Here is a 20,833-nt window from a genome sequence, read left to right on the forward strand (position 1 = left end):
GCGCCTTTTTTCTACGTTAAACTAGCGGCTAATTACCAGCCAGTTTTAGTACGTAGTGCTTTACCGATATCAGCAAGTGAGCGAACAGTGCTTACGCCCGCCGCTTCTAGCGCTGCAAATTTATCTTCAGCAGTACCTTTACCGCCAGCGATAATTGCGCCGGCATGGCCCATACGCTTACCTTCTGGTGCAGTCACACCAGCAATGTAAGAAACAACAGGCTTAGTTACGTTAGCTTTGATATATTCAGCCGCTTCTTCTTCAGCAGTACCACCAATTTCACCAATCATTACGATCGCTTCAGTTTGTGGATCGTTTTGGAACATTTCCAATACGTCGATGAAGTTAGTGCCTGGGATTGGGTCGCCACCAATACCAACACAAGTAGACTGACCAAAACCTTCGTCAGTGGTTTGCTTAACCGCTTCGTACGTCAAGGTACCTGAGCGTGAAACAATACCAACTTTACCTGGCTTATGAATGTGACCTGGCATAATACCAATTTTACATTCGCCTGGAGTGATAACACCTGGGCAGTTTGGACCGATCATACGCACACCAGTTTCTTCAAGCTTAACTTTAACCTGAAGCATGTCTAGTGTTGGGATACCTTCGGTAATACAAACGATCAGCTCGATGCCACCGTCTATAGCTTCCAAGATAGCATCTTTACAGAAAGGAGCTGGTACGTAGATAACTGATGCTGTTGCACCTGTTTCAGCTACCGCATCTTTAACTGTGTTAAATACTGGAAGACCTAGGTGAACCTGACCGCCTTTTCCTGGTGATACACCACCGACCATTTGCGTACCGTATGCGATAGCTTGCTCAGAGTGGAATGTACCTTGACCACCAGTGAAACCTTGACAGATAACTTTGGTATCTTTGTTAATTAATACAGACATTATTTGCCCTCCGCAGCTTTAACTACTTGCTCAGCCGCGTCAGTTAGACTTGTAGCAGCGATAATATCTAGATCAGAGTTAGCTAGCACTTCACGACCTAAATCAGCATTGGTACCTTCTAGACGCACAACAACTGGGACTTCAACGCCCACTTCTTTAACTGCGCCGATGATACCTTCAGCAATCATGTCACAACGTACGATTCCGCCAAAGATGTTCACAAGAACCGCTTTCACGTTTGAATCAGATAGGATGATCTTGAATGCTTCTGCTACACGCTCTTTAGTTGCTCCACCGCCCACATCAAGGAAGTTAGCTGGCTTGCCACCATGTAGATTAACGATGTCCATTGTACCCATTGCTAGGCCGGCACCGTTCACCATGCAGCCAACGTTGCCGTCAAGTGCTACATAGTTAAGTTCAAATTTCGCTGCGTGCGCTTCACGTGCATCGTCTTGAGACGGATCGTGCATGTCGCGAATTTTTGGTTGACGGAACAACGCGTTGCCGTCGATACCGATTTTGCCATCAAGACAATGGATATTACCTTCGTCGGTAATAACCAGTGGGTTGATTTCAAGTAGTGCAAAATCATGATCTTCAAACATTGTCGCTAAGCCCATAAAGACCTTAGTGAACTGCTTCATTTGAGTTGGGTTTAGGCCCAACTTGAAGCCTAGGTCACGTGCCTGATATGGCTGTGGACCCGCTAGTGGATCGATGATAGCTTTGTGGATTAACTCTGGCGTTTCTTCAGCCACAGTTTCAATTTCAACACCACCTTCAGTCGACGCCATAAACACTACGCGACGAGTTGCACGGTCTACAACCGCACCTAGATAGAGTTCATTGGCGATATCGGTGCAGCTTTCTACCAGAATTTTAGCAACTGGCTGACCTTTTTCGTCTGTTTGATAGGTGACAAGATTTTTGCCTAACCAGTTTTCTGCAAAGGCTCTGATCTCTTCTTTATCGCCGGTAACTTTTACGCCACCTGCTTTACCACGGCCGCCTGCGTGTACTTGACACTTAACAACCCACATATCTCCGCCAATACGGCCTGCCGCTTCAACAGCTTCTTGAGCTGTATCACATGCAAAACCTTCTGACACTGGTAAACCATATTCGGCAAATAGGGCTTTTGCCTGATACTCATGCAAATTCATGATGATCTATCCGTATACTTCTTATCAAATCCAACCAACTCATTTGAGTCAGTAGCGAGGGGTGATGCTCACCCAATGATGAGCATCCAAACAACATCGTCTTACAGGTCGAGTAGTAGACGAGTCGGGTCTTCTAGGAAGTCTTTAATAGCAACCAAGAAGCCAACAGACTCACGACCATCGATAATACGGTGGTCATAAGAGAGTGCTAGGTACATCATAGGCAGGATTTCAACCTGACCATTCACTGCCATTGGGCGATCTTTAATAGCATGCATGCCTAAAATCGCACTTTGTGGCAGGTTCAAAATTGGCGTCGACATAAGTGAGCCAAATACACCACCGTTAGTCACTGTGAAGTTACCGCCAGTCATGTCGTCAACAGTCAGTTTACCGTCACGGCCTTTAAGTGCTAATTCACGTACGTTACGCTCAATGTCAGCCAGGCTCATCGTGTCGGTATCACGCAGTACAGGAGTCACTAGACCACGCGGTGTTGAAACGGCAATGCTTACGTCAAAATAGTTATGATAAACAAGATCATCACCATCAATTGATGCATTCACTTCAGGGTAACGTTTTAGTGCTTCAGTCACGGCTTTGACATAGAAAGACATGAAACCTAAACGGATGCCATGACGCTTTTCAAACACTTCTTGATACTGCTTACGAATGTCCATGATAGGTTTCATGTTCACTTCGTTAAAAGTGGTCAGCATCGCTGTTGAGTTTTTAGCTTCAAGCAGACGGTTAGCAATTGTTTTACGTAGACGTGTCATAGGGACACGTTTTTGGCTACGCTCAGCTAATGGCTCAACGGCTGCAGGTGCTGCTTTGGCGGCAGCTGCAGGCGCGGCTTTAACGAAAGCTTCAACGTCTTCTTTAGTGATTCGTCCACCTACACCAGTACCTTTGATTTGCGCGGCATCAACATTGTGCTCGGCAATCAGGCGGCGTACAGATGGGCTTAGCGCATCGTTAGATTCGTCAGTGGCTTCAGCAGCTGGGCTTGCCGCTTCTGCTTCAGCTTTAGTCACTTCTTGACCTGCTACAGCGCCAGCAACAAACTTAGCAATCACGGCTTCTGCAAGCACGGTATCGCCTTCTTCGGCTAGAAACTCAGTAATTGAACCATCTTCTGGTGCAACCACTTCTAAAACCACTTTATCTGTTTCGATATCAACTAGGTTTTGATCACGTGAAACTTGTTCGCCAGCTTGAACGTGCCATGTGGCAATTGTTGCATCAGCAACTGATTCTGGCAGTACGGGTACCTTGATTTCGATACTCATGGATCACTATCCTTTTTATAAATTGTCTATTACTACAGTTTTAATGCGCTATTAATCAATGCTTCTTGCTGCTTGGCGTGCAACGCTGGATAACCACATGCAGGTGCCGCAGAGGCTTCACGACCGGCATAAGTTAAGGTTGCGCCATTTGGAATCGCCGTCCAGAAATGATGCTGGCTACAGTACCATGCACCCTGGTTTTGTGGCTCTTCTTGACACCAAACGAAATCGTTTACGTGTTGGTAGTCAGCAAGCACTTTTTCCATATCCTCATGGGGGAATGGATACAGCTGCTCTACTCTAACTAATGCAACGTTGTCCGCTTTCTCTTTGCGACGTTTTTCAAGCAATTCGAAGTAAACCTTACCGCTACAGAACACCACGCGATCAACTTTGCTGGTATCGATATCATCGGTTTCAGCAATCACGTTTTGGAATGTACCTTCGGCGAGCTCTTCTAAACTCGATACCGCAAGTGGATGACGCAGCAAAGACTTAGGTGACATGACGACAAGTGGACGACGCATTGGGCGCACGACCTGACGACGTAACATGTGATATACCTGAGCCGGAGTTGACGGCACACAGACTTGCATATTGTGGTTTGCACACAACTGTAAGAAGCGCTCTAAACGTGCGCTCGAGTGCTCAGGACCCTGCCCTTCATAGCCATGGGGTAACAACATGGTTAGACCACACAAGCGGCCCCACTTTTGCTCACCACTTGATAAGAACTGGTCAATCACCACTTGGGCACAGTTCGCGAAGTCACCAAATTGCGCTTCCCAAATTGTTAAGCCACTAGGTTCAGCAGTCGCATAACCATATTCGAATGCCAATACCGACGCTTCAGACAAGACTGAATCAGAGATATCAATCGGTCCTTGCTCATCAGCAATGTGGCGCAGTGGTAGATAGGCTGTCGCGTCATTTTGATTGTGTAGTACCGCATGACGGTGGAAGAATGTGCCCCTTCCAGAGTCTTGGCCAGTAATACGCACGCGTTTGTTGTCTTCAAGGATAGAAGCATAAGCTAAGGTTTCTGCGAAACCCCAGTCCAATAGTTTTTCACCATTGGCCATCAAAACGCGGTCTTTGTAGATTTTAGCGACACGAGATTGCAGTTTATGCCCTTCTGGTACATCACTAATCTTGTTAGCAAGATTTTGTAAACGTGCCATTGGCATCTGCGCATTGTAGCCGTCATCCCACTCTTTATTGATATAGGGTGACCAATCGACAGAATGCAGTGTCATTGGGCGCCACTCTCTGACCACACAATCCCCGTGATCTAATGCATCACGATAATCGTTAATCATGGAGGTGACTTCATCTGCTGCCAGCGTTGATTCTGCAATCAGGCGATCAGCATAAATCTTACGTGGCGTTGGGTGTTTTTTGATTTTGGCATACATTAGCGGCTGAGTAGCGCTAGGCTCATCAGCTTCGTTATGGCCATGACGGCGATAACAAACCAAATCAATCACAACATCACGTTTAAATTCATTACGATAATCAACAGCTAGCTGAGCAACAAATGCCACAGCTTCAGGATCATCAGAATTAACATGGAAGATAGGTGCCTGAACCATTTTCGCGATATCAGTACAGTACTCTGTTGAACGTACGTCTTCGGTTAAGTTAGTGGTAAAACCAACTTGGTTGTTAACCACGATGCGAATACTGCCGCCGACTTTAAATGCGCGCGTTTGAGACATGTTAAATGTCTCTTGCACAATACCTTGACCGGTAATCGCACTATCACCATGAATGGTAATTGGCATTACCTGTAAACCGGTATCACAACCGCGGCGATCTAGACGAGCACGAACAGAGCCCATAACCACGGGGTTAACGATTTCAAGATGCGATGGGTTAAAGGCTAGCGCTAGATGAACATTGCCACCTGGCGTTTCAAAATCGGATGAGAAACCTTGGTGATATTTCACATCACCAGAACCGAGCGCGTCATTGTGTTTGCCAGCAAACTCGTCGAACAACTCTTGAGGCTTTTTACCTAAAATGTTGATCAGCAAGTTAAGACGACCACGGTGAGCCATACCGACGACCATCTCTTTGGTACCCGCTTGGCCACCGCGATAGATAATCTCACGCATCATTGGTACCAACGCATCACCACCTTCAAGTGAGAAACGCTTAGCACCGGGGAACTTAGCACCAAGGTATTTTTCCATACCTTCAGCTGCATTGAGTCCTTCTAAAATGCGGGTTTTAATGGGTTTATCGTAATTAGCTCTACCTAAGGACGGCTCCAAACGTTGTTGAATCCAACGTTTCTCTTCGGTATCGGTAATGTGCATGTATTCCGCACCAATCGAGCCACAATATGTGGCCTTAAGTGCTTTAACAAGATCACGTAGCTGCATGGTTTCACCACCATGTGCAAATGAACCTGTATTGAATTCACGCTCCATATCTTCGTCAGTTAACCCATGGAAGGCTGGGTCCAATTCTGATACCGGCTCACGATTCCATAAACCTAGTGGATCCAGATTCGCATTCTGGTGACCACGGAAACGGTGGGCGTTAATCATCTGTAGGACTTTAACTTGTTTAGCATCAACTTCAGGATCCGTCACGCGGGCAGAACCCTTTTGACGGCCTTCAAGAGCTAGACTACGAAAATAGTCTCGTACTTTGGAGTGGGCAGCTTCCGGTACTTCTTTTGACGCACCGTTAGCATAAGGGAGGTTATCAAATACCACCTGCCAGTCTTGTGAAACTGACTGAGGGTCCTCTTGATAGGCTTCATACATCTCTTCTACATAGGTCGAATTCGCACCACTTAGGTGAGACGATTCGAGCCAGGCTTTCATGATGCCTTGGTGCATTTCTATTCCTTTCAAACTTTATACACGTGTTTAGCCAAAGTCTTCAAAATGCAATAGTCGGGCTGCGCCCTGTATTGCAAAATATTTGCCGCCCGAGAGAAGCATATTGATTACCAATACGACACTCTTCTATCCAGAGTCACGGCATTATTGTAGTTCCATTACACAAAAGAGCCACTTCCCCAATTAGAGAAGTGACTCAGCACGAGCTATATGATTATTAAAATTAGCCCGGGATGCTGCATTTATACTGCTCTCTTAAGCAACATAGACTTAATATGTCCAATTGCTTTGGTTGGATTTAGTCCTTTAGGACAGACATCCACACAGTTCATGATACCGTGACAACGGAATACGCTGTAGGCATCATCAAGCTCAGATAAGCGCTCTTCTGTAGCGGTATCGCGGCTATCGATTAGGAATCGATATGCATGCAATAAACCACTTGGTCCAATAAACTTATCTGGGTTCCACCAGAATGATGGACAAGCTGTAGAACAACATGCGCACATAATACACTCATACAAACCATCTAAGTGTGCACGTTCTTCAGGCGATTGCAGATGTTCACGCGCAGGTGTTTTATCATCGTTAATCAAATACGGCTTAATCTTCTCATACTGTTTGTAGAACTGAGTTAAATCTACAATCAAGTCACGTACAACTGGCATGCCTGGCAATGGACGTACTTCAAGCTTCTTGCCCTTGAAGGTCGAAATTGGCGTAATACAAGCCAAACCATTTTTACCATTCATGTTGACACCATCACTACCACAAACACCTTCACGGCATGAGCGACGGAATGCCAAAGTTGGATCTTGCTCTTTAAGCAACATCAGCACGTCCAGCACCATCATATCGGTACCTTCGGCAACTTCCAACGTATAATCCTTCATGTAAGGCTTTGTGTCTACATCAGGATTATAGCGATAAACTGCTATCTTCAAATTCATCTCAAATTCCTTAGTAGGTACGCTTCTTCGGTGGGAATGCTTCACGAAGCTTAGGCTCCATGTTCACCGCTCGGCGTGACATCTCTTCAGTCGCTGGGTCAAACAGGCTGTGACACAACCAGTTATCATCATCACGCTCAAGATAATCTTCACGAGAATGCGCACCGCGACTTTCTGTACGGAAGTTCGCTGCGTATGCTGTCGCGATAGCCGTCGCCATTAAGTTATCTAACTCTAAGCATTCAATACGTTGAGTATTAAACTCAGTTGAGTTGTCTGATAGCTTGGCATTAGCTAATCGATCACGAATCGCTTTAAGCTCTTTTAGACCTTCTGCCATTGCATCGCCACTGCGGAATACCGAGAAGTTAAGCTGCATACAAAGTTGCAAATCTTTACGAATTTGTGCTGGGTCTTCACCGTCTTTGTTGCTTTCCCAACGGTTAAGTCGCGCTAAAGACTGTGCAATATCAGCATCAGTTGCATCTTTTGGTGTTGCCGTCGCATCAAGGGCTTTGCCTAAATGCTGACCTGCTGCACGACCAAATACCACTAAATCGAGCAGTGAGTTACCACCTAGGCGGTTCGCACCGTGCACTGATACGCAGGCAATCTCACCAACAGCAAATAAGCCAACAACATCTTCTTCGCCGCCATCTGCGTTTTGGCGAACAACTTGTCCACTCACTTTAGCAGGTAGACCACCCATCATGTAATGACACGTTGGTAGTACAGGAATTGGGCCATCAGCTGGATCAATATGCGCAAAGGTACGTGATAGTTCACAAACACCTGGAAGACGTGCTTCTAGTGTTTCTTTACCTAAGTGATCCAGTTTAAGTAAACAGTGAGGACCTAATGGGCCATCTAAACCACGGCCTTCACGGATCTCTGTCATCATTGAACGAGCAACGACGTCACGAGAAGCTAAGTCTTTGGCATTAGGTGCATAACGCTCCATGAAACGCTCGCCGTCTTTATTGAGTAGATATCCACCCTCACCACGACAACCTTCAGTGACCAGCACACCTGCACCGGCAATACCGGTTGGGTGGAACTGCCACATTTCCATATCTTGCATTTGTACACCCGCGCGCATTGCCATACCCACGCCGTCACCGGTGTTAATGTGAGCATTGGTCGTTGACGCATAGATACGTCCTGCACCGCCTGTTGCTAAGATAGTGGCTTTAGCTTTGAAATAAACGATTTCACCGGTTTCAATTTCGATGGCAGTACAACCAACAATGGCACCGTCTTCGTTCTTAACTAGGTCTAACGCATACCACTCAGAGAAAACCTCTGTTTTGTGCTTTACGTTTTGTTGGTACAAGCAATGAAGCAGTGCGTGACCGGTACGGTCCGCTGCCGCTGCAGTACGTGCAGCTTGCTCGCCACCAAAATTCTTTGACTGACCACCGAAAGGACGCTGATAAATTTTACCGTTTTCAAAACGAGAGAAAGGTAAACCCATTTGCTCAAGTTCGATAATCGCTTCAGGTCCTGTTTTACACATGAACTCAATCGCTTCTTGGTCACCAATAAAATCAGAGCCTTTAACGGTATCGTACATGTGTTGTTCCCAGTGATCTTCGTGCGCGTTACCTAACGCAACGGTGATACCACCCTGCGCAGATACTGTGTGCGAACGAGTTGGGAAAACTTTTGATAAAAGCGCGCAGCTTTTACCTTCTTTTGAAATCTGTAATGCGGCACGCATACCGGCGCCACCAGCACCAATAACTACTGCATCAAATTCGCGTACTGGAATACTCACTTAGACACCCCACACAATTGTAATGCCCGCTGCTAGGTAAGCAAAAGCGGTAACGACGAAAACAAACTGGAGTACACCACGAAGGGCTAGCGGCTTAACGTAATCTGTTAGCACTTGCCAGATACCGATCCAAGCGTGAACTAGAATCGCAACCAATGCGAGTAGTGTAAACACTTTCATAGGCAGCGTGCTGAATAAACCGTGCCAAGCGTCATAGGTGAGAGGAGAACTAGTTGCGATAAAACCCACTAAGAAAATGGTGTAGAGGGTTAAGATTACAGCACTAGCGCGTATAAGAATAAAATCATGAACACCACTGCGTCCAAGACTGGCTGCATTTGTTACCATACCCAAACCCCCGCAATGATAGATAGTGCTGCCGCAATAACAAATGCGACCTTCGCTGAAGCATTTCCTGACTCAAGTTCTTCCCAGAAGCCAGCATCCATCGCAAGATGGCGTAAGCCAACTACAAGGTGATAACCAAGCGCGGTAAGAATTGCCCAGACAATGAACTTAACGATGACATTATCGAACAGGGATTGAATGCCTGCGAAACTCTCTGCTGATGCGAGTGATTCACTCAACAACCAGATAAGAATGCCGACGGCAAACAGCATGATGACACCGGATATACGGTGAAGAATTGACGCAATCGCAGTCGCTGGAAAGCGAATGGTCTGCAGATCTAAATGGACAGGTCTTTGCTTTTTCACGTTCTGCTCACTCTGCTCCATTGAGCATTATTTTTGTTATTTGAACCTCTTTTGTTCAAAATTTGCACATCAGTTTGGCTAATATACAAACTCGCCACAAAAGAAAAGTTTAAACAAACAGTTAATCAATTAAGAAACGACTAATTCAGCATGTAAAAAAGTGGTAACTGAATTGAAATGTTTGTAGCTCCTAAGAGCCGAAGCAAGTATACGCCCGGCAAATGTCAAATACAAACATCACATTATGCAAATTTTGTTTTTTTGGTAAAAAAATCTGCCAACATGCTGTTCTGGCAAGGGGTTTGGTCAATTTAAGACCATGGTCTAAGGAATTTAAACGGTTATTTAAATTGAAATGTGATCTAGATTCACTGTAAAGTATGGGCGTTTGATAAGCCGCACTCACATAAGAATGAAGTAAGGAGAACGGGGTATGGCTGATAATATAGCCAAATTGGAACTGCCAGGGAACGACTCGATTGATCTGCCTATCAAAAAGGGAACGGCAGGATTTGATGTCATTGACATCAGTAAACTCGGTAGCAAAGGTCACTTTACCTTTGACCCAGGATTTTTAGCGACAGCTTCTTGCGAATCTGCAATCACCTACATTGATGGCGCCCAAGGTATTCTTACCCACCGCGGTTACCCTATCGGTGAACTAGCTGTTGAATCTGATTACTTAGATCTTTGTTATCTACTGCTTTACGGAGAGTTGCCAAACAAGGCACAGTACGACGAGTTCGTACACACCGTAAAAACTCACACTATGGTGAACGAACAGCTAGCAACCTTCTTCAAAGGTTTCCGCCGTGACGCTCACCCAATGGCCATGCTATGTGGTGTGACTGGTGCACTTTCAGCGTTCTATCAAGACTCGCTAGATGTTAATGATGAGCGTCACCGCGAAATTGCAGCATTCCGCTTAGTGTCTAAAATGCCGACTATTGCAGCCATGTGCTACAAGTACTCAATTGGCCAGCCATTTGTTTATCCACGTAACGACTTAAGCTACGCGGGTAACTTCCTAAGCATGATGTTTGCTGTGCCTTGTGAAGAGTACAAAGTCAATCCAATCGTTGAGCGCGCAATGGATCGTATCTTCATCTTGCATGCTGATCACGAACAAAACGCATCAACTTCTACCGTACGTTTATCAGGTTCTTCTGGTGCTAACCCATTTGCATGTATTGCAGCGGGTATCGCGTCACTATGGGGCCCTGCTCACGGTGGTGCTAACGAAGCTTGTTTGAACATGCTTGAAGAGATTGGCAGTGTCGATCGTATTCCTGAGTTCATTGCACGTGCAAAAGATAAAGAAGATCCATTCCGTCTAATGGGCTTTGGACACCGTGTTTATAAGAACTTCGACCCTCGTGCTAAAGTGATGCGTGAAACGTGTCATGAAGTACTGAGTGAGCTCAAAGTGAATGATCCACTGCTAGATGTGGCGATGGAACTTGAGCGCATTGCACTTGAAGATGAGTACTTTGTGTCTAAGAAACTTTATCCAAACGTCGACTTCTACTCAGGCATCATCATGAAAGCGATTGGCATTCCAACCAGTATGTTCACAGTGCTATTTGCACTAGCTCGTACTGTCGGCTGGATTGCACACTGGAAAGAAATGCTAGACCAACCTGGTCACAAAATTAGCCGTCCACGCCAGCTATACACTGGTGCTGACGACCGCAGTTTTGTACCACTAGATAAGCGCTAATTAATTGCTTATAACGGCTGAGTAGCCAAGCTATTGAGTCGACATAAAGGCACCCTCGGGTGCCTTTTTTATTGGCAGTTAAACGCCATCAATATGTCGATAGTGAACAGTTTGGCTATCGGCCAGTTCGCTAATCGCAGTTTAGTGCCATGCTAAAAATTGTTACGATAACTCATGCTATGGCTCGTGCGGTTAAAACATGAGATGAAACGTACAACTAAAAGGTAAATAATTTTTACCATTAGTGTTGCCGCTTTAGACTAAATGCTCAAATATCACCCAAACTCTGCCTGTTTTTCATGCTCGCGCATAAATCTCAATAAGTCATGCTGATCAACAGCGACACAGTTGCAATGTTTTACGCTGCTCTCTTCGCTGATTGGCATTTGCAGGCAGACAATCATTAGCGATGCCGATTGTACTAGTTATACCAATCAGTATAAGAATTTGATCTACTCAGCGCGCTTTGGGCAAACTAATTCAAGGCGAATGATTGAAACAATGGTTGTTCCCTTGTGAAATTATTCAACGCAGAAGTAGGCAGCCAAAAACGCGCCAGAATGGCGAGTTTTAGCGATTCTGATGCTGTGTTAACGAGCTTAACCGTAGAATAACTATGCTCTTCACTCGTTGCAAGCCACATGGATGTGGTGAATGTCATTAATGCAGGAGCATTTAAGGACCTTACCTCAGAACCGCTAAATTCTCGCTGAGTGACTAAATGTTTATACTGATTGGTATTAGTGGCTAATTATAGCGATATTACGCTACTCGACTGATGCCACATTTTAACCGTGCAGTGGGTTCATTTTATCCGCAACCCATCGCGTTGAGTTTACATTGTTAAAATCCTCACAATTTATACATTTTCACTACATTTAGTGAAAAATTAACATTACCAATGTTGGTATAAACACCTAAACCCTTGTAAAAGTTAACTTTAAAAACATGGCACGCATCATGCTTATCTCTAGTCACTGGACTAATATAATTAAGGTAAGATCACATGGACACTGCGGCTAAATTTAAAATCGCTCTCCCCCTTCTGCTCATCTCTGTATTAAGCGCTTGTGGTAATGAAGAACAGGTTAAAGAGGAAGAGAAATACGCTATCCCAGTAGAAACCACTACCGTCATACAAGGTGATGTTTCATCTTTCTATAGCACCACCGCCACCTTAGAAGCCCCACAAGAAGCACACGTTGTGACTCGTATCGCCGGTTTAATTGAAAACCTTAATGTTGAAGAAGGCGATCGAGTTAGCAAAGGACAATTATTAGCGGTTATTGATGCTAAACGTCAGAAATATGATTTAGCACGCTCGCAAGCAGAAGTTGAAATCATCGAGCAAGAATTAAATCGCTTGAAAAAAATGAGCAACAAAGAGTTTATCAGTGCCGACAGCATGGCCAAACTTGAATACAACCTACAAGCGGCAATTGCCAAACGCGATTTAGCAGCACTACATGTTGAAGAAAGTATGGTGCGCTCCCCAATCGATGGCGTCGTGGCGACTCGGTTTGTTAAAGCGGGCAATATGGCCAAAGAGTTTGAGCAACTATTTTATGTTGTTAATCAAGATGAGCTCTACGGCATTGTTCATCTACCCGAAGCACAACTTTCTAGCTTGCGCCTTGGACAAGACGCGCAGCTTTTTGCCAACAAGCATACCGATCAGGTGGTTCACGCTAAAGTGCTGCGTGTCAGCCCAGTAGTAGATGCGAACAGCGGCACCTTTAAGGTCACGCTTTCTGTACCCAATGAGCAAGCAAAATTAAAAGCGGGTATGTTCACCCGAGTCGAGCTGCGCTATGACACCCACAGCGATGTGATCACCGTGCCGTACAATGCGGTTATTAACCAAGATAACCAATACGCACTGTATGTCGTAGAGGGCGAAAACGCCGCCAGACGCGAAGTAACCTTAGGTTACCGTGAAGCAGAAACGGTTGAAGTGGTATCAGGTATTAGCGCTGGTGAACAAATAGTGGTTCGCGGTCAGCAAAACTTGAAGGATCAATCGTTAGTTGAGGTGATTGGCGGCAGCCAAATCGCTACAGCTAAACAATAGCAGGGAGTCGCTAATGTCAATCATAAACACATCTGTGAAACGTCCCATTTCGGTGTGGATGTTTATGTTAGCCATCATTTTATTCGGTATGGTTGGCTTTAGCCGTCTGGCAGTTAAGCTACTGCCCGATCTCAGCTATCCAACCATTACTATCCGTACTCAATACATCGGTGCTGCGCCCGTTGAGGTTGAACAATTGGTGTCAAAGCCAATAGAGGAAGCGGTCGGTATCGTCAAAGGCTTGCGTAAAATTAGCTCCATTTCCCGCTCTGGTATGTCAGATGTTGTGCTTGAGTTTGAATGGGGCACTGAAATGGACATGGCCAGCCTTGATGTACGAGAAAAACTCGACACCATCGAACTCCCTTTGGATGTAAAAAAGCCCCTACTATTACGCTTTAATCCTAATCTTGACCCGATTGTACGTTTAGCTTTGTCAGTACCTGATGCTTCTAGCGCTGAATTAAAACAGATGCGAACCTATGCAGAGGAAGAGTTAAAGCGCAATCTTGAATCGCTCACTGGCGTGGCCGCCGTTCGTCTATCCGGTGGTCTAGAGCAGGAAGTTCATATTCAGCTCAATCAAAACAAGCTGAGTCAACTCAACCTAAACGCAGAAAACATCCGCAATCGTATTGCAGAAGAAAATATTAACCTGTCAGCGGGTAAAGTTGTTCAGGGTGATAGAGAGTACTTAGTTAGGACACTCAATCAATTCAACTCTTTAGATGAGTTAGGACAAATCATCATCTATCGTGATGATCAAACCTTAGTGCGCTTATTCGAGGTTGCTACCATCACTGACGCCCATAAAGAGCGCAATGATATTACCCGTATTGGCTCGCAAGAGTCGATTGAGCTAGCCATCTATAAAGAAGGTGATGCTAATACGGTCGCAGTAGCCCGCAAAGTCACCGCAGAACTGGCTAATCTCAATGCCAAAAGCGAAAAAGCGCAACTTGAAGTCATTTATGACCAATCGGAATTTATTGAAAGTGCTGTAAAAGAGGTCACCTCAGCCGCATTGATCGGTAGCTTACTGGCTATGTTAGTTATCTATCTATTCTTGCGAGATATTATTCCAACGCTGATCATCTCGATTTCGATTCCGTTTTCTGTTATCGCCACTTTCAACATGATGTATTTTGCTGGTATCAGTTTAAATATCATGTCACTGGGCGGTATCGCACTCGCAGTGGGTCTGTTGGTTGATAATGCCATTGTGGTGCTGGAAAATATCGACCGCTGTAAAAAAGCAGGCATGAGCAAGCTAGAAGCAGCGGTCACGGGTACCAAAGAAGTGGCTGGCGCTATTTTCGCGTCAACATTGACGACCTTAGCGGTATTCATTCCGTTAGTTTTTGTCGATGGTGTCGCCGGTGCGTTGTTTTCAGACCAAGCCTTGACGGTCACCTTTGCACTTTTAGCATCACTATTTGTCGCATTAACCACCATACCTATGTTGGCCTCCAGAGAAGGCTTTAAGGCACTACCACAGCTAATTAAACCTGAGCCAAAACCGAAGCCGGTTGGCAAAATGGCCAAGATTAAACATTACAGTGCCACAGTGTTTTCTTTCCCGTTTATCGTATTGTTTAGCTATCTCCCGTCGTTATTACTCACAGTGGGTTTGATGATTGGCCGAACCATAGCTTGGGCTGCGGGTATGATCATGCGCCCAATTACCGCGGCATTTAACTGGAGTTACCAGCTATTAGAAAAACTATATCACGGCCTACTTAGCCAAGCTTTACGTCACAAAGTCACCACGATAGCGATTGCAGTAGCCATCACGGCTGGTGCGGGCAGCTTAGTGCCGCGTCTTGGTATGGAGCTTATTCCACCGATGAACCAAGGTGAGTTTTACATGGAAGTGTTACTGCCGCCAGGTACCCAAGTCAGCGAAACTGACCGCGTATTGCAAACCTTAGCCTTGTCCATCAAAGACCGGGAAGATGTTAAGCACGCATACAGCCAAGCGGGTAGCGGTGGACTAATGACCTCTGATACCTCGCGCGGTGGTGAAAACTGGGGTCGCTTACAGGTTGTACTGGCAGATCATCAAGCCTTTAACGCTGTTACTGAAGTATTACGTACTACCGCGATGCGTATACCTGAGCTAGAAGCCAAAATTCAGCACCCAGAGTTATTTAGCTTCAAAACACCGCTTGAAATTGAAGTGACTGGTTACGATCTACCTTTACTGAAGCAAACGGCTGACGATTTGGTGAATGCCCTGTCTGATTCAGAGCGCTTTGCAGACATCAATACCAGTTTGCGTGATGGTCAGCCAGAACTCAGCATTCAGTTTGACCATGCCAGACTTGCAGCGTTAGGCATGGATGCACCGACCGTTGCTAACCGTATCGCGCAGCGAATTGGTGGCACAATTGCCAGTCAATATACGGTTAGGGATCGTAAAATCGATATTTTGGTGCGCAGCGAAGTACAAGAGCGCGATCAAATAAGCGACATAGATTCGATGATCATTAACCCCAATAGCAGCCAGCCTATTCCACTAAGCGCCGTGGCTAATATTTCGCTCGACCTAGGCCCATCTGCCATTAACCGCATTAGCCAGCAGCGTGTAGCTATTGTGTCGGCCAATCTTGCCTATGGCGATCTCAATGAGGCGGTTAAAGAGGCGCGTCAAATCCTTAATATGCAAACGATACCTAGCTCTATTCAGGTACGATTTGGTGGTCAAAATGAAGAGATGGAACATTCATTCCAGTCACTACAAATAGCCCTAGTGTTAGCCGTATTTCTGGTTTACTTAGTGATGGCTAGCCAATTTGAGTCACTGCTACATCCACTATTGATTTTGATTGCGGTGCCGATGGCTGTAGGTGGCAGTATTTTAGGGCTGTATATCACCCAAACCCATTTGAGCGTGGTGGTGTTCATCGGTCTTATCATGCTGGCGGGGATTGTGGTCAACAATGCCATTGTGCTTGTCGATCGTATTAACCAATTGCGCCAGCAAGGGGTTGAGAAACTGCTCGCGGTAGAACAAGCGGCTAAGTCGCGCTTACGTCCGATTATTATGACCACCATGACCACAGCGTTGGGCTTGGCGCCTATGGCGCTGGGTCTAGGAGATGGTAGCGAAGTGCGCGCCCCCATGGCAATTACCGTAATTTTCGGTCTCACCTTGGCAACCTTGTTAACACTGGTGGTGATTCCTGTGCTTTACGCGCTGTTTGATCGCAAACAATTCGACACCGACCCTCAGCCAGCATCGACTAGCAAGGAGGCGTTAGCATGAATATAACCCGTCAAGCTTTAAAGCGACCGGTCACCACAAGCATGTTTTTTGTTGCCATCTTGCTGTTTGGCATGGCATCGAGTCGTCTACTGCCATTGGAGATGTTCCCTGGTATTGATATTCCGCAGGTATTCATTGAAGTGCCCTATTCAGGCTCAACGCCTGCAGAAGTTGAACGAGATATCACTAATGTGTTGGAAGAATCGTTAGCAACCATGGGCGGCATTGATGAGCTACGCAGCCGTTCTTCACAAAATGGCGCCGAGATTGAATTGCGCATGAAGTGGGGACAAAATGTCGCCACTAAAAGCTTAGAAGCGCGGGAGAAAATCGATGCGGTGCGCCACTTGCTACCGAAAGATGTTGAGCGAGTGTTCATTCGTCAGTTCTCAACTGCCGATATGCCCGTGCTCACCATTCGAATATCCAGCGAGCGTGAACTATCCGGCGCCTTTGACCTGCTCGATAAGCAGTTAAAGCAACCATTAGAGCGCGTTGAAGGGGTCTCGCAAGTTGCGCTGTACGGTGTTGAACAAAAGCAGATAGAAATCAGGATTAATGCAGACAAGCTCAGTGCAAGCGGCATTAGCGTGCAAACCCTGCAGCGCCGTTTAGGCCAAGAGAACTTTGTGATTAGTGCTGGCTCACTGCGGTCTGCCAATCAAGTATTGCAAGTCTCTCCTAAAGGCGAATTCCTCGATTTAGATCAGATAGCTCAAGTGGTGCTCGCGCCTGGCATTCGCTTAGGCGATATCGCCAGTGTTAATTTTGCCCTGCCAGAGCGTTTTGAAGGTCGTCATTTAGATCAAAACTACGCCGTGGGTTTGGATGTGTTTAAAGAATCAGGTGCCAATCTGGTCGATGTGTCAGAGCGCGTACTAAAAGTGATTGAAGCTGCGAAAGAAGACAAGCAGTTTAATGGCATTAAATTGTATGTCATGGAAGATCAAGCTTACGGGGTTAAGTCTTCTTTGACCGATCTGCTCACCGCAGGATTAATCGGTGCCCTGTTGTCCATTGCGGTTTTGTACTTGTTCATTCGCAACCTAAAAATGACCTTAGTGGTGGTATCTTCAGTGCCAATTGCAATTGGCATGACGCTGGCCGCCATGTACCTACTTGGCTATAGTCTCAACATTCTTTCAATGATGGGCTTGCTGCTTGCCGTGGGTATGTTGATTGATAATGCTGTGGTGGTGTGTGAGAGCGTACTGCAGCAAAAACAGCAACAAAACGTCGATAAGCAATCTCTTGCCGACAGCCAAAGCGCAGTGCTAAAAGGGGTTAACAAAGTCGCATTAGCGGTATTAGCCGGCACGCTCACAACCGCTATCGTGTTTTTGCCCAATATCTTTGGTGTTAAAGTTGAAATGACCATCTTCCTAGAACACGTGGCCATTTCTATCTGTATTTCTCTGGCCGCCTCCCTGCTGGTGGCTAAAACCTTAATCCCGTTGATGCTAAGCCGGATGGATTTTGACTTAGATAAGCAAAACCACACGGGCAAATTGCAACATTACTATCAGCAATCGCTCAACTGGGTGCTTACCCATCCTAAAATCTCTGGAGTGATTGCCATTTTAATGTTGGTATCGACCGCCCTGCCCTTAAGTATGGTCCAGCAGGACCAGCAAGATGGTGCCAGCAATAACCGCTTGTTTATTAACTATCAAGTTGAGGGACGTCATAGCCTAGAGGTCACCGAAGCGATGATTAATCGCATGGAAGATTACCTCTACGCAAATCAAGAAGCGTTTCACATTGAATCGGTATATAGCTTTTACTCTCCAGACCGAGGACAGTCGACGTTAATTTTGCATGAGGATACCGATGTCAACATCAATGAGCTCAAACGCACCATTCGTGAGGGATTTCCTAAGTTTGCAATCGCTAAACCGCAGTTTGGTTGGGGCAGCGAAAACAACGGTATTCGGGTCACCTTAACGGGTCGCTCAACTGCTGAACTTATCAGCTTGAGCGAGCAAGTGCTGCCACTTTTAAGTGATATTGAAGGGCTCGCTGATGTGCGCTCTGAGCTTAACGGTGCTCAGCAAGAGGTGGTGATTCAAATTGACCGTCAAATGGCAGCCAGGCTTGACTTAAAACTCAATGAAGTGGCGTCAGCTATCTCAATGGCATTACGAGGCAGTCAATTACGCTCATTTAGACATGATCCCAGCGGCGAGCTACGAATTGAGCTTGCTTATGACCGTCAATGGCGTGATTCGCTGGAACGTTTAAAGCAACTGCCCATAGTGCGACTAGAAAATCGAGTCTATACCTTAGAAAGCCTAGCGACTGTCGCAATTCAGCCTAGATTTGACACCATACGACACTATGATCGTCAAACGGCATTATCTATTGGGGCTAACTTGGACGAAATCACGACCGAAGAAGCACAAAAGCAAATAAGCCTAGTGATGGACGCGATTGACTTCCCACCAGGGTATGACTATTCACTGCGCGGTGGTTTCCAGCGTCAAGATGAAGACCAAGCCATCATGGTGACCAATATGCTGCTGGCCATTGCAATGATTTACATCGTTATGGCAGCCCTGTTTGAGTCACTGTTATTGCCTACTGCTATTATTACCTCAATCTTGTTCTCTATCACCGGAGTATTTTGGGCGCTGCTAGTTACCGCCACGCCAATGTCGGTCATGGCGATGATAGGCATACTGATCTTGATGGGGATAGTGGTCAATAATGGCATTGTTTTAGTGGACCAAATCAACCAGAAGACGCCGGATTTGGCGGAGTTAACCCAAGCGGTACATCAAGTATGTGTCACTCGGTTGCGTCCTGTGTTGATGACAGTGGGCACCACAGTATTAGGTCTTGTACCACTCGCAATGGGCGACACTCAAATTGGTGGCGGTGGTCCGTCATATTCACCTATGGCGATCGCTATTATTGGCGGACTGACCTTCTCTACGTTAACGAGTTTGTATTTGGTGCCGCTGTGTTATCAAGGCCTGTACCGTATGCGTCATCGAGCAGGCATGAAGCTATCGCAAGCTGATGCGACATCAAGACGTTTGTTACCTTGGGTACATAACTAAGCCACAAACATAACCTTAATTCTGCACCACAAAAAAGCGGCTAAATGCCGCTTTTTTAATGCCTGAAACATTAGAAATGCTAATTATTTGCAGCCACGAATAAATGCAGTTAAGTTAAGCGTTAGGAAAATGTTAACGGAACCAATTCAATGATAACCATAAAAACAAAGATTTGGGCAATAGCAGCAATGACGTTGGCCAGCACTGCTTTTTACAGTCACGCGACAAAAGATAAGTATGCCGATGTGGAAATCAAAGCGACTAAGCTATCAGACAACGCCTACATGTTCACTGGTGCAGGTGGCAATATCGGGGTCTCAGTGGGCCCCGATGGCATCATTATTATCGACAATCAATTTGCGCCTTTGGCTGGTAAGATTTCAGCGGCATTAGCTGATATCCAACCAGGATTACCTAAGTACATCATCAATACCCACTATCATGGCGATCATACTGGTGGTAACAATACCTTCGGCCAAACGGGGACGATTTTCGCTCACAACAACGTGCTGAAGCGTCTCAGCGCTAACCCATCCTATAAAGATGTGGGTTTGCCAACAATCACTTACTCTACAGACACTTCGATTCACGCCAATGGCGATGTGTTAACGCTTATGCATGCTGGTGCTGGACACACTGATGGCGATAGCATTGTTTTATGGCAAAAAGAGAATATTGTTCATATGGGTGATCTGTTTTTTAAAGATCGTTTCCCCTATGTCGATCTTGATGCCGGGGGTTCGGTTAAAGGTTACCGAGACAATGTGGCCAAAGTGATTCGTAAAATCGATGCCGATACTGTGGTGATACCTGGACACGGTTCACTGGCGACGCGCGATGATCTCATTCGCTTCAAACACATGTTAGATGCATCAATTAACTGGATGGAAAGTCAACTTGCTAATGGTGGCTCGCTGGAAGATATTCAAGCGAAAGGCATGCCTGAGCAGTGGAAAGATTGGGGCTGGCGCTTTATCTCTGAAGAGCGTTGGATAGCAACGCTACACAAAGGACTGTCGCCACAATAATCATCCCACCCGCCTAGTATTGG

General features: G+C 45.9%; 13 protein-coding genes. 5 read left to right on the top strand and 8 right to left on the bottom strand.

Annotated features, from left to right (window positions below; translation table 11 throughout):
• Positions 1-32: 32 nt before the first annotated feature.
• The 8 genes from sucD to sdhC form a co-directional block, all read right to left on the bottom strand.
• On the bottom strand, positions 33-905 hold the full coding sequence (gene sucD, locus FLM48_RS12785) for a succinate--CoA ligase subunit alpha (protein ID WP_028772428.1): 873 nt from the start codon (positions 903-905) through the stop codon (positions 33-35).
• Positions 905-2,071, bottom strand: a complete 1,167-nt coding sequence (sucC, locus tag FLM48_RS12790; RefSeq protein WP_028772429.1) for an ADP-forming succinate--CoA ligase subunit beta — start codon at positions 2,069-2,071, stop codon at positions 905-907. The genes sucD and sucC overlap by 1 nt, the downstream gene beginning before the upstream one ends.
• A gap of 101 nt (positions 2,072-2,172) precedes the next feature.
• Positions 2,173-3,363, bottom strand: coding sequence for a 2-oxoglutarate dehydrogenase complex dihydrolipoyllysine-residue succinyltransferase (odhB, locus tag FLM48_RS12795; protein WP_179024888.1), 1,191 nt, complete (start codon positions 3,361-3,363; stop codon positions 2,173-2,175).
• Positions 3,364-3,395: 32 nt separating this feature from the next.
• The gene (gene sucA, locus FLM48_RS12800; protein WP_028772431.1) at positions 3,396-6,215 is read right to left on the bottom strand and encodes a 2-oxoglutarate dehydrogenase E1 component; all 2,820 of its coding nucleotides are present in this window, start codon (positions 6,213-6,215) and stop codon (positions 3,396-3,398) included.
• Positions 6,216-6,460: 245 nt separating this feature from the next.
• Positions 6,461-7,168: a succinate dehydrogenase iron-sulfur subunit gene (locus tag FLM48_RS12805; protein WP_028772432.1), complete on the bottom strand. Its 708-nt coding sequence runs from the start codon at positions 7,166-7,168 to the stop codon at positions 6,461-6,463.
• Positions 7,169-7,178: 10 nt separating this feature from the next.
• Entirely contained in the window at positions 7,179-8,945 is a 1,767-nt protein-coding gene (gene sdhA, locus FLM48_RS12810; protein ID WP_028772433.1) for a succinate dehydrogenase flavoprotein subunit, read from the bottom strand.
• A complete protein-coding gene (sdhD, locus tag FLM48_RS12815) occupies positions 8,946-9,293 on the bottom strand; it encodes a succinate dehydrogenase, hydrophobic membrane anchor protein (protein WP_179024889.1) in 348 nt (115 codons plus the stop codon).
• Positions 9,287-9,682 (bottom strand): succinate dehydrogenase cytochrome b556 subunit, encoded by a 396-nt coding sequence (gene sdhC / locus FLM48_RS12820; protein ID WP_028772435.1) that lies wholly within the window; start codon positions 9,680-9,682, stop codon positions 9,287-9,289. Before sdhC ends, sdhD begins: the two co-directional genes overlap by 7 nt.
• A gap of 412 nt (positions 9,683-10,094) precedes the next feature.
• Between sdhC and FLM48_RS12825 the strand changes: the two genes are divergently transcribed.
• From FLM48_RS12825 to FLM48_RS12845, 5 genes are all read left to right on the top strand, one after another.
• The gene (locus FLM48_RS12825) at positions 10,095-11,381 is read left to right on the top strand and encodes a citrate synthase (protein ID WP_028772436.1); all 1,287 of its coding nucleotides are present in this window, start codon (positions 10,095-10,097) and stop codon (positions 11,379-11,381) included.
• A 1,006-nt stretch (positions 11,382-12,387) separates the two neighbouring features.
• On the top strand, positions 12,388-13,452 hold the full coding sequence (locus FLM48_RS12830) for an efflux RND transporter periplasmic adaptor subunit (protein ID WP_179024890.1): 1,065 nt from the start codon (positions 12,388-12,390) through the stop codon (positions 13,450-13,452).
• 13 nt (positions 13,453-13,465) lie between these two features.
• Complete coding sequence (locus tag FLM48_RS12835; protein ID WP_179024891.1) at positions 13,466-16,720, top strand: efflux RND transporter permease subunit; 3,255 nt, start codon at positions 13,466-13,468, stop codon at positions 16,718-16,720.
• Positions 16,717-19,782, top strand: coding sequence for an efflux RND transporter permease subunit (locus tag FLM48_RS12840; protein ID WP_179024892.1), 3,066 nt, complete (start codon positions 16,717-16,719; stop codon positions 19,780-19,782). The genes FLM48_RS12835 and FLM48_RS12840 overlap by 4 nt, the downstream gene beginning before the upstream one ends.
• 149 nt (positions 19,783-19,931) lie before the next feature.
• Positions 19,932-20,810 carry an MBL fold metallo-hydrolase gene (locus FLM48_RS12845; RefSeq protein WP_179024893.1) on the top strand — a complete coding sequence of 293 codons (879 nt, stop codon included), beginning with the start codon at positions 19,932-19,934 and terminating at the stop codon, positions 20,808-20,810.
• Positions 20,811-20,833 lie beyond the last annotated feature (23 nt).

This window comes from Shewanella sp. Scap07 (assembly GCF_013394145.1).
Taxonomy (GTDB): domain Bacteria; phylum Pseudomonadota; class Gammaproteobacteria; order Enterobacterales; family Shewanellaceae; genus Shewanella; species Shewanella waksmanii.